This window comes from Wolbachia endosymbiont (group A) of Andrena fulva (assembly GCF_964026815.1).
Lineage (GTDB): Bacteria > Pseudomonadota > Alphaproteobacteria > Rickettsiales > Anaplasmataceae > Wolbachia > Wolbachia pipientis.
On the sequence record NZ_OZ034701.1, the window covers coordinates 1,250,639 to 1,272,637 of the forward strand.

The 21,999-nt window shown below is 35.8% G+C and carries 21 protein-coding genes and 2 pseudogenes; 11 read left to right on the forward strand and 12 right to left on the reverse strand.

What is annotated here, in order from left to right:
- Positions 1-28 precede the first annotated feature (28 nt).
- The 3 genes and pseudogenes from AAGD84_RS06335 to tnpC all read left to right on the forward strand — a co-directional run bounded on the left by AAGD84_RS06335 (position 29) and on the right by tnpC (position 3,770).
- Positions 29-1,228: a deoxyguanosinetriphosphate triphosphohydrolase gene (locus tag AAGD84_RS06335; RefSeq protein WP_065106726.1), complete on the forward strand. Its 1,200-nt coding sequence runs from the start codon at positions 29-31 to the stop codon at positions 1,226-1,228.
- Complete coding sequence (ribD, locus tag AAGD84_RS06340; protein WP_015589162.1) at positions 1,228-2,310, forward strand: bifunctional diaminohydroxyphosphoribosylaminopyrimidine deaminase/5-amino-6-(5-phosphoribosylamino)uracil reductase RibD; 1,083 nt, start codon at positions 1,228-1,230, stop codon at positions 2,308-2,310. The genes AAGD84_RS06335 and ribD overlap by 1 nt, the downstream gene beginning before the upstream one ends.
- 112 nt (positions 2,311-2,422) lie before the next feature.
- Positions 2,423-3,770, forward strand: a pseudogene (tnpC, locus tag AAGD84_RS06345) (IS66 family transposase).
- A gap of 143 nt (positions 3,771-3,913) precedes the next feature.
- Here the strand turns inward: tnpC and rpe are convergent.
- Together rpe and AAGD84_RS06355 are read right to left on the reverse strand one after the other, a co-directional pair.
- Positions 3,914-4,594 (reverse strand): ribulose-phosphate 3-epimerase, encoded by a 681-nt coding sequence (rpe, locus tag AAGD84_RS06350; protein ID WP_264722842.1) that lies wholly within the window; start codon positions 4,592-4,594, stop codon positions 3,914-3,916.
- Between the two features lie 102 nt (positions 4,595-4,696).
- Complete coding sequence (locus AAGD84_RS06355) at positions 4,697-5,125, reverse strand: zinc-ribbon domain-containing protein (RefSeq protein ID WP_007549510.1); 429 nt, start codon at positions 5,123-5,125, stop codon at positions 4,697-4,699.
- 75 nt (positions 5,126-5,200) lie between these two features.
- On the opposite strand from AAGD84_RS06355, the gene dapD reads away from it, so the two are divergent.
- Positions 5,201-6,031, forward strand: a complete 831-nt coding sequence (gene dapD, locus AAGD84_RS06360; RefSeq protein ID WP_264722843.1) for a 2,3,4,5-tetrahydropyridine-2,6-dicarboxylate N-succinyltransferase — start codon at positions 5,201-5,203, stop codon at positions 6,029-6,031.
- A 6-nt stretch (positions 6,032-6,037) separates the two neighbouring features.
- Here dapD and AAGD84_RS06365 read toward each other — a convergent pair whose 3' ends face one another.
- Positions 6,038-6,322, reverse strand: a complete 285-nt coding sequence (locus AAGD84_RS06365; RefSeq protein WP_007549418.1) for a DUF2610 domain-containing protein — start codon at positions 6,320-6,322, stop codon at positions 6,038-6,040.
- Positions 6,323-6,694 carry a hypothetical protein gene (locus tag AAGD84_RS06370; protein ID WP_077188297.1) on the reverse strand — a complete coding sequence of 124 codons (372 nt, stop codon included), beginning with the start codon at positions 6,692-6,694 and terminating at the stop codon, positions 6,323-6,325.
- 101 nt (positions 6,695-6,795) lie between these two features.
- Between AAGD84_RS06370 and AAGD84_RS06375 the strand changes: the two genes are divergently transcribed.
- Positions 6,796-7,845, forward strand: coding sequence for a class I SAM-dependent methyltransferase (locus AAGD84_RS06375; protein ID WP_007549412.1), 1,050 nt, complete (start codon positions 6,796-6,798; stop codon positions 7,843-7,845).
- Between the two features lie 457 nt (positions 7,846-8,302).
- Here AAGD84_RS06375 and terL read toward each other — a convergent pair.
- The 3 genes and pseudogenes from terL to AAGD84_RS06390 all read right to left on the reverse strand — a co-directional run bounded on the left by terL (position 8,303) and on the right by AAGD84_RS06390 (position 12,759).
- A pseudogene (terL, locus tag AAGD84_RS06380) lies at positions 8,303-9,753 on the reverse strand (phage terminase large subunit).
- A gap of 637 nt (positions 9,754-10,390) precedes the next feature.
- Positions 10,391-11,965 carry a penicillin-binding transpeptidase domain-containing protein gene (locus tag AAGD84_RS06385; protein ID WP_341817963.1) on the reverse strand — a complete coding sequence of 525 codons (1,575 nt, stop codon included), beginning with the start codon at positions 11,963-11,965 and terminating at the stop codon, positions 10,391-10,393.
- Positions 11,920-12,759: a polysaccharide deacetylase family protein gene (locus AAGD84_RS06390; protein WP_010962787.1), complete on the reverse strand. Its 840-nt coding sequence runs from the start codon at positions 12,757-12,759 to the stop codon at positions 11,920-11,922. Before AAGD84_RS06390 ends, AAGD84_RS06385 begins: the two co-directional genes overlap by 46 nt.
- Before the next feature lie 122 nt (positions 12,760-12,881).
- Here AAGD84_RS06390 and AAGD84_RS06395 point away from each other — a divergent pair, with 122 nt between their 5' ends.
- From AAGD84_RS06395 to AAGD84_RS06410, 4 genes are all read left to right on the forward strand, one after another.
- The gene (locus AAGD84_RS06395) at positions 12,882-14,390 is read left to right on the forward strand and encodes a YifB family Mg chelatase-like AAA ATPase (protein WP_213863007.1); all 1,509 of its coding nucleotides are present in this window, start codon (positions 12,882-12,884) and stop codon (positions 14,388-14,390) included.
- Between the two features lie 83 nt (positions 14,391-14,473).
- Complete coding sequence (locus AAGD84_RS06400) at positions 14,474-14,938, forward strand: hypothetical protein (protein WP_265038075.1); 465 nt, start codon at positions 14,474-14,476, stop codon at positions 14,936-14,938.
- 238 nt (positions 14,939-15,176) lie between these two features.
- Entirely contained in the window at positions 15,177-16,373 is a 1,197-nt protein-coding gene (ftsZ, locus tag AAGD84_RS06405; RefSeq protein WP_010962790.1) for a cell division protein FtsZ, read from the forward strand.
- Complete coding sequence (locus tag AAGD84_RS06410; protein WP_007549395.1) at positions 16,373-16,771, forward strand: EVE domain-containing protein; 399 nt, start codon at positions 16,373-16,375, stop codon at positions 16,769-16,771. The genes ftsZ and AAGD84_RS06410 overlap by 1 nt, the downstream gene beginning before the upstream one ends.
- Positions 16,772-16,999: 228 nt before the next feature.
- Here AAGD84_RS06410 and AAGD84_RS06415 read toward each other — a convergent pair whose 3' ends face one another.
- Positions 17,000-17,131, reverse strand: a complete 132-nt coding sequence (locus AAGD84_RS06415; RefSeq protein WP_255322244.1) for a hypothetical protein — start codon at positions 17,129-17,131, stop codon at positions 17,000-17,002.
- Positions 17,132-17,155: 24 nt separating this feature from the next.
- On the opposite strand from AAGD84_RS06415, the gene ybeY reads away from it, so the two are divergent.
- Both ybeY and AAGD84_RS06425 read left to right on the forward strand, forming a co-directional pair.
- Complete coding sequence (gene ybeY / locus AAGD84_RS06420) at positions 17,156-17,608, forward strand: rRNA maturation RNase YbeY (protein WP_010082473.1); 453 nt, start codon at positions 17,156-17,158, stop codon at positions 17,606-17,608.
- Positions 17,609-17,694: 86 nt separating this feature from the next.
- Positions 17,695-18,483 carry a succinate dehydrogenase iron-sulfur subunit gene (locus tag AAGD84_RS06425; protein WP_010082472.1) on the forward strand — a complete coding sequence of 263 codons (789 nt, stop codon included), beginning with the start codon at positions 17,695-17,697 and terminating at the stop codon, positions 18,481-18,483.
- Between the two features lie 3 nt (positions 18,484-18,486).
- On the opposite strand, the gene AAGD84_RS06430 is transcribed toward AAGD84_RS06425, so the two are convergent.
- The 4 genes from AAGD84_RS06430 to AAGD84_RS06445 are packed head-to-tail and all read right to left on the reverse strand — an operon-like array spanning position 18,487 to position 21,920.
- The gene (locus AAGD84_RS06430; protein ID WP_010962793.1) at positions 18,487-19,623 is read right to left on the reverse strand and encodes a hypothetical protein; all 1,137 of its coding nucleotides are present in this window, start codon (positions 19,621-19,623) and stop codon (positions 18,487-18,489) included.
- Positions 19,624-19,665: 42 nt separating this feature from the next.
- A complete protein-coding gene (locus tag AAGD84_RS06435) occupies positions 19,666-20,445 on the reverse strand; it encodes a GNAT family N-acetyltransferase (protein ID WP_006280097.1) in 780 nt (259 codons plus the stop codon).
- Positions 20,435-20,917 carry a phosphatidylglycerophosphatase A gene (locus AAGD84_RS06440; RefSeq protein ID WP_006279290.1) on the reverse strand — a complete coding sequence of 161 codons (483 nt, stop codon included), beginning with the start codon at positions 20,915-20,917 and terminating at the stop codon, positions 20,435-20,437. Before AAGD84_RS06440 ends, AAGD84_RS06435 begins: the two co-directional genes overlap by 11 nt.
- Before the next feature lie 19 nt (positions 20,918-20,936).
- Positions 20,937-21,920, reverse strand: coding sequence for an NAD(P)H-dependent glycerol-3-phosphate dehydrogenase (locus AAGD84_RS06445; RefSeq protein WP_006280098.1), 984 nt, complete (start codon positions 21,918-21,920; stop codon positions 20,937-20,939).
- Positions 21,921-21,999: the final 79 nt, after the last annotated feature.

Sequence of the window (21,999 nt, forward strand, 5' to 3'; positions counted from 1 at the left end):
TGATAACTTATTATAGTAGAAATTTTACATGTCAAACAATAATTTTCTATTAAATTATGCATGTTTTCCAAGCAAAACAAAAGGGAGATACTTCAAAGAGCCAGAAGATGAGAATCGCAGCTGCTTTCAGCGTGATAGGGACCGTATCATTCACTCTAATGCGTTTAGAAAATTGGAGTACAAAACACAAGTTTTTATCAATTATGAGCACGACTACTATCGCACTCGGCTTACTCATAGCCTTGAAGTTGCACAAATTGCAAGGTCCATTGCGCGTAGACTTGGCTTAAATGAGGATATCACTGAATGCATAGCGCTCGCACATGATCTTGGTCATCCTCCATTTGGTCATGCAGGTGAAGATGCTCTAAAGAAATCAGTTCAAGATTTGAATCTTGATAACGAGAAGTATGAGTTTGATCATAATGTTCAAGCTATAAGGATTTTAACTTATCTTGAACAAAAACATGCTGATTTTGATGGTATGAATCTAAGTTGGGAGGTGATTGAAGGAGTTGCAAAACATAACGGTCCCTTGCTTGGTCAAAACGCGGAGTCTTCTACAAGTAATCAGCTGTTATTAGAATACAACAAAAAATATGATCTAAAACTTGAAGAATTTTCAAGCATTGAAGCGCAAGTTGCTTCAATTGCCGATGATATTGCTTACAGTGTTCACGATCTTGATGATGCACTCAGGGCGAATTTAGTAACCATCGAAGATTTGCTGAATGTTCCTTTAATTGAAAAAATGTTTAAAGACATAAGGAGCAGATATTCAGAATTGCCTCAGAGCAAACTCATACATGAATCACTGAGTGGAACTATAGGAACTATGATAAGTGATGTTGTTTCTCAGACTGAAAGAAATATTGAAGATCACAAAATAAAAAGCGTAGAAGACGTAAGAAGTCTAAATAAAATGCTAGTCACATTTTCACCAGAAGTTGCGAATGCTACAAAAGAAATGAAAAGATTCAACATGGAGAAAATATACAGAAGCTATAAACTGAGTAGAACGATGAACAAAGCAAAACGCATAATACAGGAACTCTTTCAATGTTTTTATGAAAACCCAGGATTACTTCCCACAGAGTGGAGCAAACTCGCTTGTGAATCTCAGCGTTCAGTAATAATATGTGACTATATCTCAGGTATGACAGATAGATTTGCTATACACGAGCACAGAAGAATTTTTGATACCTCATACGAAATGACTTCTTTCTAATGACTGATGATCATTTCATGTCAATTGCATTAAGGCTTGCAGAAAAAAATCTTGGAAATGTTGCACCAAATCCTGCTGTCGGGTGTGTTATTGTAAAAGATGGTACAATTGTTAGTGAGGGATATACAGGGATTGGTGGGCGTCCGCATGCGGAGGTAGTCGCTTTGCAAAACGCTAAAGATTCAACTCATGGCGCAACTATATATATCACTCTTGAGCCATGTTGTCATCACGGAGTCACGGGGCCTTGCACTGCAAAAATCATAAAAGCTAGCATAAAAAGAGTAGTAATTGCAACTATTGACCCAGATAGTAGAGTTTCAGGCAGAGGCATGAAAGCTCTGAAAGAAGCAGGAATTGAAGTTGAGCAAGGTATTATGCAAAAAGAGGCAAAAGAACTGAATGTCGGTTTTTTCACCACTAAAGAATTACATAGACCATTTATAGCTTGCAAAGTCGCAACAACTCTTGACGGAAAAATCGCAACATTTACAGGCGATAGCAAATGGATAACAAGTGAAAATACGAGAAATTGGGTGCATGAGCTTAGAGCAAAATATGATGCAATTATGATTGGCAGCAATACTCTTATTAATGATGATCCACTCTTAACTTGCAGATTACCAGGACTTGGAAGTAGATCGCCAATAAGGCTAATTATAGATAGCCAAGGGAGATTAAAGGAAGAGCATAACATTGCAAAGACTGCAGACAAAGTAATAACTTGGGTCATCACAAATAAAGAAGTAGAGAAAAAAATAAAAAACATTAACTACTTAGTAGTTAATTCAAGCAACGCAGGTAAGGTTTGCCTAAAGGACATGGCATTAAAACTTGTTTCAGAAATTGGTATAACAAGATTATTAGTTGAAGGTGGAGGAGTGTTAATCACAGAACTATTAAAGTGTAATTTAATCGACAGGTTGATAATATGCCGCAGTGGTAAAATTTTAGGCAATGATGCCACTCCTTTTGTAGGAGATTTAGGGATTCAATTCATTAACAACTGTTATCAGTTTAAAAAAACAAAGATAATAGAGTTTAGTGAGGATATAGTTGAGGTTTGGGATAGGTCGTCATAATCCTTACATACTCAAACAGTAAAAAAAAGGTATCCGTTCAGCGGAGCGGTAAAATAAAAAGTAGACAAGGAGTGCTAAAAACATAATATCACAAGTAGTATGTGTGGTAAATATGTCTGATCTACTAGCTAGTCTTCTCAAGCTCTGTGAAAGCTTTAAAATAGAGATAGAGCAACTAAAAGCAGAGATAAAGAGGTTAGAGATAGAAAACGAAAATTTTAGATCTGAGAATAAGGCGCTAAGAATCGAAAATGCTGAATTGAAAGAAAGACTAGGTCTGAATTCACAAAATTCATCGATACCGAGCTCAAAAGAGTTATACAAGCTAAAGAAGAAAAAGAAAAAAAGTGACAGGAAAATAGGGGCACAGATTGGGCATGAAGGAAAGTATCGCCCTAAAATGGAAGCAGATGAAGTGGTGAAAATAGAGTTCTTGCGAGTGCGGAGGAGAAATTGCGATATCGAAAGAGCCATACATTCATCAAAAAGTTGATTTGCCAGAAATTAAGCCTTATGTTGTGGAATACCAATGGCCGCTGTTGCAAGTGTGGAAAAAGAAAAAGTAGCAGGCTACCAGAAGGTGTTACTGCGGATACATTTGGTCCAAAAGTTAAGTCAACAATTGCGGCGCTGAGCGGATTTTACAAGAACTCGAAAAGAGAAGTAGCAAATATTATAAAAAATATTTTCAACCTGGACATCAGTGTTGGTAGCGTGTCAAATAGCGAGGCTAGAGTTGCAGAAAAATGCCAAGAAGCATATGAGCAAATCGAGCAAGAAGTAAGTAAAAGTGAAGTTCTGCATATCGATGAAACGAGCCATTATAACAAAGGTAAACTTGGTTGGTGCTGGATGTTTGCCAGTAATACAGCAAGTTTTATAAAATTGACAGAGTCAAGAGGAATGAAGGTTTTACAAAATAGTAAGTTCTGCAATCGCAATAGCTTACAACAGGTACGCAGCATACAACTACTTTGCCGATAAGAACAGGCAAATCTGTTGGGCACATTTATCAAGAGATTTTGAAAGATTAGCACATAGTTGAAGTTAAAGTTCTGGGCTGTTACTTAAGAAACGTAGCCACTGAATTATTTGCACTAAAAAAGGCCTTGCTAAAAAATGAGATAGATGTTTTTAGATTTACCAGACGTGCCAGAAAATTGCGAAAACGTACAAGGTATTACTTGAAGCCGTTTACCTGAAGCAATTGGAGCTTCTCGAGTTGCAAAAAATATTTTGAAATCTGAAAGAATAATGTGGAATTTTTTAGATGACCCAGAAAACATTCCGCTGACAAACAACCATGCTGAACAGCAGATACGGCATTATGTCGTTTATCGCAAAAATTCATATTTTACCCAATCGAAGTGGGGAACTTGAACGGATAATTTCATTATACTTGACATGGAAACAAATGGGCTTTCCAAAACCTCTTATCTATCATCTCTCACACCGCTTAGCTGAACGGATACAACCCAAGAAAGGTTTTTCTACGTCATACCGCCGCGGTATCTCAGCATAGATTCCGCTAACGAGTAGCGGAATGACGAATTTGTTGTTTTTCAAATTGTAGGTAAACCTAAGCCACTTTAGCTATATAGGGTCACAACAATAGATTTTTAAGATCGTTTACGGCCTTCTTAATATCTTCAGCCTTGAATATCGCCGATCCCGCAACTAAAATATCTGCACCTGCTTTTATTATATCAGCTGCGTTAGAAAAGTTAATTCCACCATCTACTGAAATTTGTGTTTTAAGGTTACGCTCTTGTATCATTTTTTTTATAGTAGATATCTTGTTCAACTGTGAATGAATGAATTCCTGCCCTCCAAAGCCAGGGTTGACTGTCATAATCAGCACAATATCTAGCTCATGTATTATGTATTCAAGCACACTTGGAGAAGTTGAAGGAACAATTGAAACTCCAACTTGAATCGGTTTTTTTGCGTCGTTTACATTTTTGTATGACTTTATCTTTCTTATCAACCTCTCAAGATGTATCTCTGCTTCTGCATGTACAGTGATAATATCAGCACCAGCATTTATAAAGCTTTCAATGTGGTTACTAGGAGATTTGACCATTAAATGCACATCAAAAGGAAGATTGCTGTATTTACGTATTGCAGAGACAACGCTAGAACCAATTGTAATATTTGGAACGAAATTCCCATCCATAACGTCTATGTGTATGTAATCTACACCTAAATCGCTAATTTTTCTTACTTCTTCTCCTAATTTTGCAAAGTCTGCTGAAAGTATAGAAGGTGCAATTTTAATACTCATGAGCTGCCTTTTTTACTAAAAAATAACTTATTTTTAAACTCTGTCACCCTAAACACCATCTAAGTAGCTAGAGAAGCTGGATACCGATATCGGTATGCCTATTTAACTAGATCTTAAATTAGATAAAAAAAGGTAGTCTTGATAAAACTTATTTACAGCAAGTTTTTTTACATTTGGACTTTCCGTTTGTTCTTTTTTGTACCCTAATTTATAGCTTATTGAATCCTTATATGAACTGATCGTTTTGTATGCTTTGTTCATCTCTCTAGGAAAGATGCCATTAGCAATTACAATGCATAACCCTGTAGCTGTTGCAAAAGCTAGAGTGGTAAATGCTAGATTTTGTAAAAAATTCCTTCCACTAACTTTTTTTTCCTGTATATTAGCAGAGTGCGATTTGTTTGACACTTCTTCTAGATATTCATGCCATATGTGATTGCAGTGCGTACATTTTACCTTTCTTCCAGACGCACCAATTTGCTTAGGAGATACTAAGTAAGTCTTAGTACAATTATAACATTGTATTTTCATAGTACTTACGTATAAAGTAGTAACAAGCTTAAATGATACAGAGCTACAAATTTAATATTAATATATATATAACAAATGGAAGGTTTGCAACTAAAAAAAACACAGAGTGAGATAAAAGATATTTGGAAAAATAGAGAAAAATTTAATGACTGTAATCTAAAGAAAACAGCAAGAATAGCAATTAAAGAGGTAATTGAGCTCCTTGATAGTGGCAAAATTAGAGTAGCAGAAAAGCTATCAAGTGGAGAATGGGTAGTACATAAGTGGATAAAGCAGGCAATATTATTACATTTTCTCACCGAAGAAAATAAAATAATAGATAATACTAATTGCTGGTTTGATAAGATCGGTAACAAGTTTAGTGAATGGAATGAGGAGAAATTTCGCCGGTTAAAAATTAGAGCAGTTCCTGGGTGTTTTGTTCGCCGATCTGCTTATATAGGTACAAATGTTGTTCTAATGCCAAGTTTTATCAACGTTGGTGCATATGTTGATTCAGGAACAATGATAGATACCTGGTCAACGATTGGTAGCTGTGCGCAAATAGGAAAAAACTGTCATATTTCCGGTGGAGTGGGAATAGGTGGAGTTCTTGAGCCTATTCAAGCTTCACCTGTCATTATAGAAGATAATTGCTTTATTGGAGCACGTAGCGAAGTGGCCGAGGGTGTGGTAGTGAGAGAAGGATCAGTCCTTGGCATAGGCGTGTTTATTGGGGCATCAACAAAGATTATTGATAGAGAAACTAGCAAGGTATTTTACGGCGAAGTGCCACCTTATTCTGTAGTGGTACCAGGGTCTATTCCATCTAAAAATAATATTTTAACCTATTGTGCAGTCATAGTAAAAAAAGTGGATGAAAAGACGAGATCGAAAATCTCTATAAATGAAATATTGAGGGATTAAACTATCTCACTGCTTGTCGTCACTTTTTTTATCATTGTTACTAACCACAGTAATGGCATACGCGCATAACTCTGAGAAAGAGACTCCATTTTCTTGAGATAGTTTATATAATTTTTGTAGACTTTCTTTTACTTTATTAGGAATATTCCCTCCACGTTCTTTTACAAGCCAGGAATCTTGATGATGAATTGGATGAGCATCACTTTTTGGATTTCCTATGTATATTGCAAAAGGTGAACTTTGTCCTTTGAAGTCACATTGTACAGTAAATTTTTTTATAGATTCAGCCATCTAAAGACCTCTACTTTTCTTTTTGGTCGATTTTATAGCAGGTGGAAGAGGTGGTTTCTTTATAAAATCTTGTCTATTGACAACACTTTCTCTACCTTCCAAAGCTCGGCGAACATCAGCTCTGCTTAATTGCGACTCTTTTGCTACCTTCATTCCATGCTTTGCCATAATATTAGCATATGCTAGTACTTTTTTTACCAATGCTAGATCACCATCTAGCATTTGAACTAGCACTTGAAACACTTCCGCTAAAGTTAGCCCATCAGCATTTATAACCTTGTTTTCTATAAAATTGACAGCTTCTTCAAATTTGTATTCAATACTATCATCTTGAGCTATAAGGGCAACATAATCGGTGTTTTTGTCGTCCATAACTGAAGCACTATTACTCACAAACTTAAGTGTATACTATATATATAAATACTCTACTATTTTATATTATGGCACGCTATAGTTAAACATTTATTAATAACATGCTCACTTATATACACGAATTAATTGACAAAAGTCAAGGATCAATATCCATCAGTGATTTCATGAATGCCGTTTTGTACCATGAAAAATACGGCTATTATACAAGTAAATTACCGCTTGGTAAGGATGGTGATTTTACTACCGCACCTGAGATCAGCCAATTATTTGGTGAAGTAATTGCAGTTTGGATAATGCATACATGGGAAAAATTAGGAAAGCCATCAAAATTTTCTCTAGTTGAACTTGGGCCAGGCAAAGGAACACTCATTCACGATATAATAAGAGTCACTAAAAAATACAGCAGCTTTTTTAATTCGATGTTGATCCACTTAGTTGAAATAAGCCCTACTTTACGGAAGATACAAAAGGAAAAATTAAAAAGCTTAGATGTTAATTGGCACAAAAATATTGACAACCTACCAGAACAACCAACCATTTTTTTAGCAAATGAGTTCTTTGACGCTCTTCCGATAGATCAGTTTGTATATCATGATGAGGGGTGGTATGAAAATATGGTGACAAAACAAGATGATGGCAGTCTCTTGGTGTCATGCCAGTGCGTGACACTGGAATCCAGAAAAAAAGAATCATGGATTCCAGTGTCAGCTACTCAGATGACAAATGGAAAATTTTTTAATGGTGCAGTGGTGGAAATATGTTCAGTTGGGGTTGAAATATTAAAAAAACTTGAGAAGAAGATATATAATAATAAAGGAGCTGCTTTGATTGTAGATTACGGTTATGTATACCCCGCATATAAGAGCACTTTGCAATCGATAAAACAACATAAGTATGCTAATTTTCTTGAGAATGTTGGTAATAGTGATATTACCGCACTTGTGAACTTTCAAGCGTTAAGAGATTCATTAAAGCATGTAGATTGTGAGATTTTAACTCAAAGGGAATTTTTATATCTTTTTGGCATAAAAGAAAGAACCCAGGCTTTAATGAAAAGCGCAAGTGATGAACAAAAGAATAGGATCTTTAGTGAATTCTTAAGGTTGACTGAAAATATGGGCACTCTTTTTAAAGCAATGCTATTGATATAGCTAACCCAAGAAAGGTTTCCCTACATCATACCGCCGCAGCGCTAACGAGTAGCGGAATGACGAATTTGTTGTTTTTCAAATTGTAAGTAAACCTAAGCCACTTTAGCTATAGCATAGCTAAAGTAATTTATGTTATTGGGTAAGTTAAAAATATGATATAAATAAGATAGGAGGGAGCTACTCACTATAGGAATAGAGTTGTGCACGACCCACAACTGTACGAACATTTGTTTGCGAAGAAATGTTATAGCTGGTTTTGCCTCAAACACAAAGATGTCATACGAGTAGCTGACTACTTGGATCCAGCCTTTCCATCCAAGACGGCAGTGCCCAGACACTGGAATAACAGCAGTCCTACGTCATACCGCGATTCATTCGCGGTATCTCTAGATCCCGCTAACAAGAAGCGGGATGACGGTTGTCTCCTAGCTGTCATCCCAGTACTGGTAGACTCAAATCACAATGCTCGTATAGCTGCAACCCTGGAGGTACTGTTTCTCACCCACTGGAGATATTGCACGGTACTATCTACTTGATCATCGTGTCGAGTTTCAGGAAACATTAAAATCTCATACTCAAAATCGTTCAGCCATACTGCTTGATGTGGCAGAAAAACCTTGCCAGACTCTATAATCGGAACAATTTGATGAAATCGAGTGAGCTTGTCATCATGTGGCACTATTTCAATAATCGGTAAATCACTGTTTGTCTTTAGCTCTTGCACCAATTGTTGACCACTTGTTTTTGCTTCGATTAAAATTGCGTGTGGCGTCCATCTTGCAGCTAGTGACAAAACCTGTTCTTTAAGCTTTGGATACTCAAGCTTTGCGCGATATACGTCGAGTAAATAGAATTTATTATCTATTTTTGCCCAGGTGGTGCAGACACTAAAGTTGCTCATGTTACTTGTTGAAACCGCAGTATCCCAACTTTGTGTTATATGCGAGAGATTATCAGGAAATTTTTTATAGCGTTTCAACCACTCTGGTTTAATTATACCACTTGAAAGCGGCAGAGGGTTTTGTTGATATTGAGCAGCAAAAGCGTAACTCCCAAGTTCAGCTTTTATTATCTCAACTTCTTCTTTTCCTCCATCGAGGGGATATAACAACTGACCTTCTTCTCTTGAATATAATATCCTTACAGGTGACGCTGGTTTATTATATAATCGCCTGGTCGCACAGTGCTGAGCTACTCGGATGATAGGAACGGGAGGTATTGGCTTTTTGATTGAATAAATAACCTGCTTATTTTCAGAAATCATTGGCAAACAAATATGATGCCATATGTTTTTTGGCTTGGAGAGAAGGTGTCCAGTTAAGTCCTCCTGGTGTAGCCTGTGCATTACAAGAACGATGACTCCTTTTTTTCTATCGTTCAGCCTGGTTACTAAAGTCTGATCAAACCAGTTTGTGGCACGCTTTCTAAGCGTTTCACTCAAAGCTTGAGCAGAACTGAGCGGATCGTCCACAATGATAAAATCACCACCTTCACCAGTTAGTGTTCCACCAACTGATGTTGCGATTCTGTATCCTCTCTGCACTGTTTGAAATTTATATTTGGTATTCTGGTCTTTGGATAGTTCTATCTCTGGAAATAGCGCTCTATACCAACTAGACTGCACACGCACCTGGTGTCGAGCGAGTGCTTTTCGCTGAGCCGCTGAGAATAACTTGCAACTATTATTCTCGCAGTTGGTTGGTTTCCCAGTATCCATGCGGGCCACGCAACACTAGCGCACAGGGATTTCATTGAACGCGGAGGCATATTGAATATTATTCGTTTCACTTCACCAGCGCTCGCTGCTTCCAGCCTGTCTGCTATGACTTTTATATACTGATAATCGTTATACTCACACCCCGGCACTACCGTTTGAAAGCATAACTCAATGAATTTTAGAAAGTTCATGATATAATGTTGAAACCAACGCGTGACGCTGGGATGACAAAAAAAGGAGCACTGAAGGCTATAGGTGAGACGTCGCGGTATCTCTAGATCCCGCTAACAAGCAGCGGGATACTTAGGGATGACGGTTGTTGTTTAGCTATAAATATTAAGAAATTTACTAAATGAAAAAAAAGGCAAAAGAAGCCCTGGGGTTATTATCCGCTTTAAAATATTGGCGTTTTTTATGTTTTAAACGCTTGACAAGCAAGATTAAGCTGCTTTTAATTGCAACTAACTTACGCTGCAAATGTTTAAGAAGTTTACTAAGCAGAAAAAAAGACAAAGAATCCCCGAGTTAGCTAGTCTTTTACTATCTCTGTCAAGTATTGGCATTTTTTGATGTCTTGTAACGCTTTATAAGCGCGTTCAGCTTATTTAGATAAAAATCTAGATGTAGATGAAGTTTTGTAAAGACATACAGTATCTATATACTGCAAAAAATTGAACATAAGACGCCGATACATTAAGTAATCCTTACCTTTTAATCTGCAGATTGGCGAAAGCAAATACAATAGCTTCACTATCATGATAAGGGCGCTGGCGAAGGGTGTCAAGTAAGTTTTTTCGTTTCTATTCCCAATAAAAGTTTGTTATATGGTTATGCAAGAAGTTTAATACTCATAGTTTCAAGCATATACTGAAATATTTCATTAGCTATAGCAACATCTTGGCGTGGGGCTTTGCCGTGTTCTATAAACACAGAGATTGCATAGCGCGGGTTATGGTAAGGGCCATAGGCGATAAATAACTTATGACTTTCGCCCTTAGAGTTTATCTCTGGTGTACCGGTTTTACCGGCAATTTGTATACCGCTTAGCCCTTTCTTATAGGTTCCAGTTTTAGAATTCACCACATCAAACATAGCTTTTCGAACTATGCTAAGATGCTCACAATCCACATCAATATCGGGAAAATCTTGTATCGTTTCATTCATCTTAATGCGGGGAATTACCTCTTTTCCTGTTGCAATCCTCGCTGCAAGAACTGCAAGCTGTAGTGGTGTTGTAAGCATATACCCTTGTCCTATAACTAAGTTGATAGTGTCACCTAAATACCACTGCGAATATAGCTTTCGTGTACGCCAATCTCTATCTGGCAACAACCCTGGAGCTTCTTCTTTAAACGTTCCAATCAGTGGCCCACTTCCAATACCAAATTTTCTGGCCATTTCTACTAGAGAGTCTACACTTATTTTTTTCCCTATATTATAAAAGTAAGTGTTGCATGATAATGCCATTGCCTCATTTAAAGATACATACCCATGGACTTTGCTTTTCAGACAACGAAATTTCCGCTCACCTATTTTCATATAGCCCTTGCACGAGAATTTCTCTTCTGGTGTTATTATCCCGTCTTTTAAACCCGCAAGCGCAACTATTACTTTAAATATTGAACCAGGTGGAATTTGATATGATAACGCACGATTCACAAGCGGTAATGAAGGAGCATTCAAGTTTTCCCAAGTCTCATTTGATAGCTTGCTAGCAAAAAGATTATTATCGTAAGAAGGTGAATTATATAATGCTAAAATTTCTCCATTATTTACATCAATTACCACTGCGGAGCCTTGGTGATCTTTAAATACCTCTGCGGTTTTCTCTTGCAGATTAATATCAATTGTCAGTTGTACATCTTGTCCGTCTTGTTGTGGTATGCTTGATAATTCTTTTATGACGCGTTTTTTAGAATTTATTTCCTGCTCAGATTTTCCTGACTTGCCTTTCAATATATGATCATATGTATATTCAATACCGCTGATTCCTACTTCGCTTATGCCTTGCTGTCTTTTTGTATATCCGATTACATGAGAACACATTGAACCAAACGGGTAATAACGTTTATAAAGAGCAGTTATTTTTTCTGACGATTTTGCTATTTTAGACTCTACTTCTGATAATGTCTGCAAATCAACTTCCTTACCAGAACCATCAAACAAAACAACATACGAAATTTTGTTTACCGCAAGTTCAATGCTATTCCTATCTAAAATTTTGCCCCGCTTAGGCATAATAGTAGCAACTCTTATTCTATTACTATTAGATAGTGCTTCGTACTTTTGTCTGTTTCGTATTTGTAAATTATATAACCTGCAACTAAAAACCGCGGAAATGGTAAGCTGAATACCACCTAATATGAATGCTCTGCGGTTAAAGACTTTGTTTTTTGTCCACATAACATTCCTTCAAAACACACTTTTTTCCCCTCTTTTATTGTTACACTTCTGGCTTTTACCGTATTACAAACCCTTTTTTCCCACTCACTTAAGGTCACAAACTTATAACCTGATTTTTTTAGTATTTTAATAATGTGAGGTAAAGCTTCAATTGTGTTTGACCTGTTATTGTGATCATGAAACAGTATAACTGCTCCATTATGTACATTACTTAAAACTCTTTCAACTAAAGTTTCTGGCTTATCACCTTGCCAATCTAGCGAATCAACTGTCCATAATATTGAATACATATTTAATTGATCAGTATTTTCAATCAGATTATCGTCATAACATCCATATGGCGGACGAAACCATTTTACATCTTGTTTTATTGCATTTTTAATTGCTGTATTTGTCTTTTCCAATTCTTGCAATTGTTCCTCACTTGAAAGTGATGTCAACTTCCTATGCGACCAAGAGTGATTGCCTAACTCATGACCTGATTCATGAATTTTCTTTACTATTTCAGACGTTTTTTCATTTATACGTTCACCAAGCACAAAAAATGTTGCTTTTGCTTCATAGCTTTCCAGAACATTAATAATATCGTTTACTCTATTGTTAGACGGTCCATCATCAAACGTAAGCGCAACAAACTTATCGTCGTTATTCAATAATTTTTTTATATTACTTAAATTTCTATATGATAGATCTAGATTACAACTGAGCCCACAGTATGGTAAATTAAAATTACAATCACTACAAAAAGCCGTACTTGAATATAGTAAGAAAAAAGTGATTATCCTTATAAACATTTGTAATCAGCAAAGTGATAGAATACTACACTTTTTTGCTAAGTTAAGCCATCTTTAATTGCTGTAGCCTTTACTTCATCGCTTCTTTAATATATTGTATTAACAATTTTATATAATATATTATGATTGCAAATATAAATACCGTTGCGCTTCAGGGAATTAGCACAGTAAATGTCAATGCACAAATTCATATGGCAAATGGTATTCCAGCTTTTAATATTGTTGGCTTGCCGGATAAAACTGTTGCAGAATCCAGAGAGCGCATCAGAGCAGCGTTAAATTCAATCAATCTACTACTACCTCCAAAAAGAATTACAGTTAATCTCTCCCCTGCGGATTTGCTGAAAGAAGGCAGTCATTATGACTTGGCTATTGCTATTGGACTACTTGTTGTAATGAATGTGATACCAGTTGAAAAAGTTCAGTCTTATATAATCATGGGTGAACTGGCTCTTGATAGCAGAGTTATTCCAGTTTCAGGTGTGCTGCCAACAGCAATTAATGCAAAAAAGGACAATAAAGGAGTAATTTGCCCGAGAGGAAATGGTGTAGAAGCTGTATGGGTGAAGAATGTTTCAATTCTGGCTATAGAGAAATTAACTGATATTATCAGACACTTTAAGGGTGAGCAATTAATTCAGCCAGTAATTTTTAATTATAGTGATGCACCCAAAGAAAAAAGATTGGTTCCCGATATGAAGGATATCAAAGGCCAAGTTGTTGCAAAAAGAGCAGCTGAAATTGCAGCAGCAGGTGGGCATAATATGCTTCTTGTTGGCCCTCCTGGTACTGGAAAATCAATGCTTGCTAAGCGCTTTATAGGATTGCTGCCTGATTTAACCGAACAGGAGATGATTGATGTTAATATTATTTCCAGCATAACAAAAACTGGTAATGAAATATTCAAAGTAACTCGTCCCTTTCGTGAACCTCATCATTCATGCTCTATGCCAGCGATGATAGGGGGAGGAAAGAATGCAAAACCTGGAGAAATTACCATGGCTCACAATGGCGTGTTATTCCTTGATGAGTTGCCAGAATTTCCAAGACTTGTGCTTGATTCTCTGCGCCAACCACTTGAAGATAGAAAAGTTACCGTTGCAAGGGCAAATGCTCACATAACCTACCCTGCAAATTTTCAACTGATTGCTGCAATGAACCCTTGCAGGTGCGGTTATTTAGGTGATGCAAGCAGATCGTGCAACAAAGCTCCAAAGTGTGGCACAGATTACAAAAACAAAATATCAGGCCCATTGCTTGATAGAATAGACATATGCATTGAAATGCCAAACGTTAGCATACTCTCTCCTGAAATCTCTGTGGAGGGAGAAAGTACTAAAATCATAAGAGAAAGAGTGATAGCAGCAAGAAAAGTTCAAACTGAGCGCTATAGTGAATTAAATATTCGTTGCAATTCAGAAGTAAGCGGTGAAGCATTTAATAAATTTACTGAACCAGATCAGGCAGGGTTAGAATTGCTAAAATACGTACTGAAAGAAAATTACATTTCCAATCGAGGCTACACACGCGTATTAAAAGTTGCAAGAACTATTGCAGATCTTGCAAAAAGTGAAGAAGTAAAAAGAGCACACATTGCTGAAGCGCTCAATTACAGAATAAAGGTATATTAAAAAATTAGTTTACTTGACAGGCAATTTTTTTTACTATATGCTTCCTTAATGAAATTTTAACATTCTATTTAAGGAGTAGAGTTATGGCATTAACAAATTATGAGTATAGAAAAGGGGATGGCATTTTTCATGCTATTTCAGAAGGATATATACGAGCTGAAAAATACTGGGGAATTCCTGGTGCTGCTGGTGGAGCTGGTCAGTACGCTATGCATAATAAAGGGAGAACAGCATTATTTCCGCTTGCAGTTGCAAGTGTTGTCTTTACAGCAATGCATATGAAAGCAGGCTTTGTTAGTGCAGCAGAAGCTTCTGGGTTTCTTGCTAAGACTGCCAGTTACTTTGTTGGAACAAATCAAGCAATAGCTGCTTCATTACCTGGATTTATCGGAACAGGTGTTGCTGGTCAGATAGTTGCGGGTGCCATAATGGCAATTGCTGCAGCTGCTGTTCTTTATGGAACATATCAAATTGCCTCAAAATTAAAAGATGTTGCGGTTGAAGCATTGAAAGGGGAAGAGAAAGATAAGGGAGCTAATGATCTTTAACAAAATAAAAAGGGATAGGTTTCTGTCCCTTTTTATAAACGTTTTCTATTTTTTGCATCGGTTAAGTGATGTCATCTAAGAATCTAGTTATTATAATTAACGGCACTTATTAGTATAAATGTTAAGAATAAGTAAATCCCGTTTACTGTTTACGCCTATAGAAGTGAAAAGTATTTGCATATTATTAAAAAAGCGGTAACTTATTATCAAGTGAATTCGCTAAATTTGAGTAATTTAAATGTCTATTGATCTTAGTCTGCCGGAGTTACCTATATTGCACCCAAGGATTACCGTTGTGGGAGTGGGTGGTGCTGGTGGAAATGCTGTGAATAACATGATCCAATCTAATTTGCAAGGAGTGAATTTTGTTGTCGCAAATACCGATGCTCAAGCACTAGAAAAGTCGTTATGTGATAAAAAAATTCAGCTTGGCATTAATTTAACTAAGGGGCTTGGTGCTGGTGCTTTGCCTGATGTTGGCAAAGGTGCAGCAGAAGAGTCAATTGATGAGATTATGGAGCATATAAAAGATAGTCATATGCTTTTCATCACAGCAGGAATGGGCGGTGGTACTGGAACCGGTGCAGCACCGGTAATTGCAAAAGCAGCCAGAGAAGCAAGAGCCGCAGTTAAGGATAGAGCGCCAAAAGAAAAAAAGATATTGACTGTTGGAGTTGTAACTAAACCGTTCGGTTTTGAAGGTGTGCGCCGTATGCGCATTGCAGAGCTTGGACTTGAAGAACTGCAAAAATACGTGGATACACTTATTGTCATTCCAAATCAGAATTTATTTAGAATTGCAAATGAAAAAACTACATTTTCTGATGCATTTAAACTTGCTGATAATGTTCTGCACATTGGCATCAGAGGAGTAACTGACTTGATGGTCATGCCAGGGCTTATCAATCTTGACTTCGCTGATATAGAAACAGTAATGAGCGAGATGGGCAAAGCGATGATCGGCACCGGAGAGGCAGAAGGAGAAGATAGAGCAATTAGTGCTGCAGAGGCTGCAATATCTAATCCATTGCTTGATAATGTATCAATGAAAGGTGCGCAAGGAATATTAATTAACATTACTGGTGGCGGAGATATGACTCTGTTTGAAGTTGATGCTGCAGCCAATAGAGTGCGTGAAGAAGTAGATGAAAATGCAAATATAATATTTGGTGCTACTTTTGATCAAGCGATGGAGGGAAGAGTTAGAGTTTCTGTTCTTGCAACTGGCATTGATGGTCGCAATAATAAATCAGAAACTTCACCTATAAGTCAGAGCGAAGACTCAGAGAAAGAGAAATTTAAGTGGCCATATAGTCAAAGTGAAAGTACACAAGACAAAACACTGGAAACAAAACCAGCTGAACAGGTAAGCGAAGGAGCTAAGTGGGGCAGCAATATCTATGATATACCAGCTTACTTAAGAAGAAAAAAATAATGCAATTTTGGCTACTTAAGTCAGAGCCAAGTGAATACTCATGGCAAAAAATGGAAAAGGAGCAGGTAGTTGAGTGGGATGGTGTGCGCAATTATCAAGCTCAAAATTACATGAAAATTATGAAAGCAAGCGATCTTGCGTTTTTTTATCATACAGGTAAAGAGAAAGCAATACTTGGAATCGTTGAAGTATTTAAAGAGTATTATCATGTTAATGATCCCAAGTTCGGATTAGTGAATGTAAAGTTTTTGAAACCTTTAAATAACCAAGTAACGTTAAATAATATAAAACAAAACCCACTTTTGAAAAATATGACTATATTAAAACAACCACGTTTATCAATTGCCCCAGTTTCGGAAATTGAATGGAATGAAATAATAAGGATGAGTGATGTGTAATACCTGTCATTTCAGTTCCTAAATGATGTCATCTCAGCACACAACGCACAGCTGTATGAATATTTGTCTCGAAGGCAGTGCATTAAACGTTATAGCCGATTTTGCATCAAACACAAAGGTGTCATTCCAGTGCTTGACACTGGAATCCAGCCTTAATGCAACCACATTAAAGCCGTTGTGTTTTAATATAAGATTAGCTACTTTTATATTCACTAACTTGATGTCTAATCAAAATTCCTGGATCCCAGTGCCTAGACACTGGGATGACATCCTTCTAGTGTACAATATTCGTACAGTTGTGTACATGACACAAGGGTCTATAACTCTTCTTTTTTGGATTCCAGTGTCAGCTATTTGCATGACACCCTTACTGATGTGTCACTCATGTTAGAAGTAAATATTCTTGACAAGAAATGGTGCAGCATTATAGAAAATCCTAAAAATTTTGTATTAGGTGTCATCAATGCTTCTCTAAAAGAATTAAAAATAGACCACTATAAACCAAATATATCAATAGCTCTGGCTGATGATGACTTGCTACATCAACTTAATTTAAAATTTAGAGAAATGGATAAGCCAACTAACGTACTATCATTTCCGTATGAACAATTGTCTAATGAGTGCGATTTAGGAGACATAGCAATTTCAATAGACACAATAAAAAGAGAATCGCATGAGTATTATATACCCATTCTTGCTCACATTGCACACATGTTAGTGCATGGATTACTGCATTTACTTGGTTATGATCACCAAAAAAAAGATGAAGAAATTATAATGAAAAATCTAGAAAGAGAGATTTTAGCTTCGCTTGGCTACAATATGTGTGCGATTTAAAAGGAATTTAATAAAAATATAGTAGATGATAATAAAATATGTTATCTACAAAGGGTTTTAGCTATAAACAATAAAAGGTAAGTGATATGGTTCAGTTTTCTTTGCCAAAGAATTCTAAAATTAATCAAAAGGGCAAAATTTATCCTATTCCTGCTAGAGCAAAAAACATCAGAAGATTTCAAATTTACCGTTGGTCTGCTGATGACGAGAAAAACCCTAGAATAGACACATTTTTTATTGATATGGATAGTTGTGGCCCTATGGTACTTGATGCATTAATAAAAATAAAGGATGAAATAGATTCGACTTTAACTTTCAGACGTTCTTGTAGAGAAGGCATATGTGGATCTTGTGCCATGAATATTGACGGAACCAATACTCTTGCATGTACTAGATCTATACATGATATAAAAGGTGACGTAAAAATATATCCATTACCTCACATGTATGTAATAAAGGACCTAGTCTCGGATTTGAGCCAATTTTATGAGCAATACAAATCAATTAAACCTTGGTTACAAGCAGATAAGCCTGCCCTACCAAATAAAGAATACTCTCAATCTTCTGAAGATAGAAAAAAATTAGATGGCTTGTCCGACTGTATATTATGTGCTTGCTGTTCGACTGGTTGCCCAAGCTACTGGTGGAATAGTGATAAATTTTTAGGACCAGCAATACTATTACAAGCTTACAGATGGATTGCTGACAGCCGTGATAATAAGACAGGTGAAAGACTTGATGTTTTAAACGACCCATTCAAGTTGTATCGTTGTCATACAATAATGAATTGCACAAAAACTTGTCCTAAAGGACTTAATCCAGCAAGAGCAATAGCGAAAGTAAAACAGCTCATGGTAGAGAGAGAAGGAGTTTAAGTATTATCTTTTGCATTCTTCGTAAGAGAACAGCAAACCTTCCGAAGCGTAGGGTATTGTTAATACCCTGAACGCTTTTCCGTTTGTGAAGTGCATCGTATCATCGTACGATTCAAATAATTTTTTGAACAACTCATGTCTTTGGTTACTAATAGTTTGAAAATCCTCTTTTTCTAAAAGCTTTTTAGATTCGAAGAGGTAAAGCATAACTTCGTGATAAGTTGGGTAAGATGCCAAAAATTTTGGGTCAAATTGAAAGGTTTTTATAAAAGCATTATTATAAAATTTTAGCTTTTGATTCTTACTATATATTACTATAGCAACCGGTAACCTCTCAAGCAAATTTTTCTGTGTAGCTAAATAACTGTTTAATTCAGTATATAATTTCTCTGCATCACTAACATCTTTCCCATACATTACTATGCTACCAGAACCTTGTATTGGAATTTTAACAAAATCGAAAACCTTAGGTTCGTTCTTATAAGTTATGACATGTCTTCCTGGTTTTGTGCTATGAGCGCTACCGGTAATAGCAAATTTCTTAGAACCATCTACATATTTATCATAAAACAAGTTATAAAATTCCACCTTTCTACTCTTGTTATATCTTAGTATTGGAAATGGTAAAGAGTTGAAAACGTTTTTATAGCTCTCCACTTCCTGTGTAAGCTTACTATTTTCTAACTCAAGTCCGTTAGCCTTTATCTTACAGTCTGAGACATTCCTTATCCATAACAGCACACCTATCACATTGTTAGAATCATCTATTATGCTTCTACCGTAACATATGCAATAAACCTCACTGTCTTTTGACTTTAAATCTAGAGTAAAAGATTTATTTATTTCCTTTGCCTCAACAAAATTTTTGATTAAGCTTTCTGATTGCTCAAAAAAATTCACAAACTCATTAAATGAGTAAAAAACAGTATTAAGCAAAATTAGTAAATTGGGAGAGAACTTTTCTATACGTTTTTTTGCATCCCAAATATAAAACCCATCATTCACAGTATCAATTAAATTATTTATGATAACATTTTGATGCTGTAAGTTCTTAATCTTATTACTAATTTTTAATTTAGAATAAGAGAGAAAGAATAATATTAGAATCAATATTAAAACCACTTCATACAAAAAAAACATAGCACTTTTAAAACAAATGTAAAAATTTGTAACCGCTCAGAATTATGCTGAAGAGGTATATAAGTAAAGATTGCCTAACATTTGAAAGCCCAATCTCTTATAAAGGTTCACAGAAGATTTCATACAATGTGCTACTATATATTTGCATTCAAGCTGTTTAGCTATCTTTATTCTTTCTAAAACCATTTGGGTACCTATTCCACGATTCCTGTAAATTGGTAAAACTCCATCACTATAAAAACCAGCTACGCTATCTTGAACATAAAGACCGCATGTCCCAATAATTTCATTATTTAGTGTTACAAGAAAAAATCTTAATCTTGAGTTCTTATCATCATAATTTGATAATCCGCGAAAAAATGTGCTGACAATTCCAACGCCATGATAAAAAATTTTAGAAGTGTGTAGATCTAACTGTTCTAAGAGGTTGCTACCATTCACAGCATTTAACCTCAAGTTTGGAATAACATCAGCAGGTAAAAAGTAATTTTTCATATTAAGTAAAGCTTTTTTTGGTGTGCTAACGTGTTTTATTTCACACTTTTCTAAAATATCTCTTATTTTCATATGTGAATTTATTACCCATGTTGCTTCTATATCTCTTGTTCTGAGATAATCTAGAGTTTTTTGTATAGAAAGCTCGGTACATTGATCTCCACAGAACACAAAATTAAATAATGACTCCCTGGTACCATTTATTGTAAATATGATGTTATCAAATTCATCGTGTACTTCCCACTCAGATAAATTCGCTGTGTACAGTATATAATCCTTTAGATTTTGAACAATTAAGCTTGAATAATAAATTTTTTTATCCTGCATACACCAACAATAAACAATAAAAGGCTCCTATAAGAACACAGGCTAAAATTGCAGCTATAACGTCATCTAGCATAATACCTAAAGGACCTTTGGTATTTTTATCGATTAAATTTATAGGCCACGTTTTTATTATATCAAAAAACCTAAAAGAAAAAAAGCACAACAACAATGAAGAACAATTCATCTCTTGGCTTAACAATATCGAAACTAAAAGTATCGTCAGCAATTGACCAACCACTTCGTCAATTACTACTTCTTTTGGATCACATGAAGTCTTGTAATGTTTTATATAATTACCTGTAGACCATAATCCAATTAAGAATAAAAAAGAAATAATTGCTGCACCTAAAATTTTGTTGCTCAGGATTACAGGAACAAGCGGAAAAGAAGCCAAACTACCCACAGTACCTGGCATTTTTTTTACTGTTCCAGACAGCCACCACGTTGATATTAATTTATATAAAAATTTCACAATATATCCAAATACAAAATTAACTTATAAGAACAGAAATAGTATCCTCTATAGAGGCGCTTTCATACAATAATCTATAGACCGCTTCACATATAGGCATTTTTATCTTTAGCTTTCCTGCTAAATTAAATATGGACTCAGCAGTGCTAAAACCTTCAATCACTGACTTGCCTTCTGACAAAATCTGCTGAACATTAAAGCCATTGTCACTATTACCTATTTTAAACCCAAAAGATAAGTTTCTTGAATTCAAGGATGTGCATGTCATAATTAGGTCACCCAGACATGCTGGCCCAAGTAGTGTATTTATATCCACACTACCGTCACCAATTTTTGCTGAGTATAAAGCCTTAATTTCGCTCATACTTTTCGTAATCAATGCTGCATGAGCATTAAACCCAAGTTTACTACCTAGAACAATCCCACACGCTATAGCAAAAACGTTCTTTAACGCTGCACAAATCTGTACTCCTATAATGTCGTTACTAAACTCCAATTTAACATTTTCTTGTTGCAGCTCTGATACTAGCTTTGAACCTAATGTGTTATTTTGGCATGCAAGAACCATTGAATAGGGTAATTTTCTTGCAACTTCTACAGCAAAGCTAGGACCTGAAAAAATAGCAATAGGATTGTTAGGTAAAATTTCATTTACTATTTCACTAGGTAATTTTAATGTAGACTTTTCTATTCCCTTACAAGCTAAAATTATTGCTACATCTTTTTTCAGATTACAATTATGCAATTGCTGACATACCTTCCTCAGAGACTGAGTGGGAACAGCGAGGATTGTTACTGAAGCATTAATTGTGTCTTCAATAGCCAATTTTACTGACACATTATCAGAAATTCGACAACCGGGTAGCTTGTCACTTTCTCTTTTCCCGTTGATTGATTCAAATGTAGTTTCATTGCGAGTCCACAAAATCACATCTTTCTTACTACCTAATGAAATTGCGATTGCTGTACCCCATGCACCAGCACCTAAAATTGATATTGCCACACAATATTCCTGAAAATATTACTTATACTTTAAAATAGTAGGATAAGTAAATTAAAAATATAACACAGACATATAGAAT

What these genes read in the sequence shown, in the direction of transcription:
- AAGD84_RS06335 (WP_065106726.1), top strand. Translation starts at nt 29, where the DNA reads ATGTCAAACAATAATTTTCTATTAAATTATGCATGTTTTCCAAGCAAA.
- ribD (WP_015589162.1), top strand. Translation starts at nt 1,228, where the DNA reads ATGACTGATGATCATTTCATGTCAATTGCATTAAGGCTTGCAGAAAAA.
- rpe (WP_264722842.1), bottom strand. Translation starts at nt 4,594, where the DNA reads ATGAGTATTAAAATTGCACCTTCTATACTTTCAGCAGACTTTGCAAAA.
- AAGD84_RS06355 (WP_007549510.1), bottom strand. Translation starts at nt 5,125, where the DNA reads ATGAAAATACAATGTTATAATTGTACTAAGACTTACTTAGTATCTCCT.
- dapD (WP_264722843.1), top strand. Translation starts at nt 5,201, where the DNA reads ATGGAAGGTTTGCAACTAAAAAAAACACAGAGTGAGATAAAAGATATT.
- AAGD84_RS06365 (WP_007549418.1), bottom strand. Translation starts at nt 6,322, where the DNA reads ATGGCTGAATCTATAAAAAAATTTACTGTACAATGTGACTTCAAAGGA.
- AAGD84_RS06370 (WP_077188297.1), bottom strand. Translation starts at nt 6,694, where the DNA reads ATGGACGACAAAAACACCGATTATGTTGCCCTTATAGCTCAAGATGAT.
- AAGD84_RS06375 (WP_007549412.1), top strand. Translation starts at nt 6,796, where the DNA reads ATGCTCACTTATATACACGAATTAATTGACAAAAGTCAAGGATCAATA.
- AAGD84_RS06385 (WP_341817963.1), bottom strand. Translation starts at nt 11,965, where the DNA reads ATGTGGACAAAAAACAAAGTCTTTAACCGCAGAGCATTCATATTAGGT.
- AAGD84_RS06390 (WP_010962787.1), bottom strand. Translation starts at nt 12,759, where the DNA reads ATGTTTATAAGGATAATCACTTTTTTCTTACTATATTCAAGTACGGCT.
- AAGD84_RS06395 (WP_213863007.1), top strand. Translation starts at nt 12,882, where the DNA reads ATGATTGCAAATATAAATACCGTTGCGCTTCAGGGAATTAGCACAGTA.
- AAGD84_RS06400 (WP_265038075.1), top strand. Translation starts at nt 14,474, where the DNA reads ATGGCATTAACAAATTATGAGTATAGAAAAGGGGATGGCATTTTTCAT.
- ftsZ (WP_010962790.1), top strand. Translation starts at nt 15,177, where the DNA reads ATGTCTATTGATCTTAGTCTGCCGGAGTTACCTATATTGCACCCAAGG.
- AAGD84_RS06410 (WP_007549395.1), top strand. Translation starts at nt 16,373, where the DNA reads ATGCAATTTTGGCTACTTAAGTCAGAGCCAAGTGAATACTCATGGCAA.
- AAGD84_RS06415 (WP_255322244.1), bottom strand. Translation starts at nt 17,131, where the DNA reads ATGCAAATAGCTGACACTGGAATCCAAAAAAGAAGAGTTATAGACCCT.
- ybeY (WP_010082473.1), top strand. Translation starts at nt 17,156, where the DNA reads ATGTTAGAAGTAAATATTCTTGACAAGAAATGGTGCAGCATTATAGAA.
- AAGD84_RS06425 (WP_010082472.1), top strand. Translation starts at nt 17,695, where the DNA reads ATGGTTCAGTTTTCTTTGCCAAAGAATTCTAAAATTAATCAAAAGGGC.
- AAGD84_RS06430 (WP_010962793.1), bottom strand. Translation starts at nt 19,623, where the DNA reads ATGTTTTTTTTGTATGAAGTGGTTTTAATATTGATTCTAATATTATTC.
- AAGD84_RS06435 (WP_006280097.1), bottom strand. Translation starts at nt 20,445, where the DNA reads ATGCAGGATAAAAAAATTTATTATTCAAGCTTAATTGTTCAAAATCTA.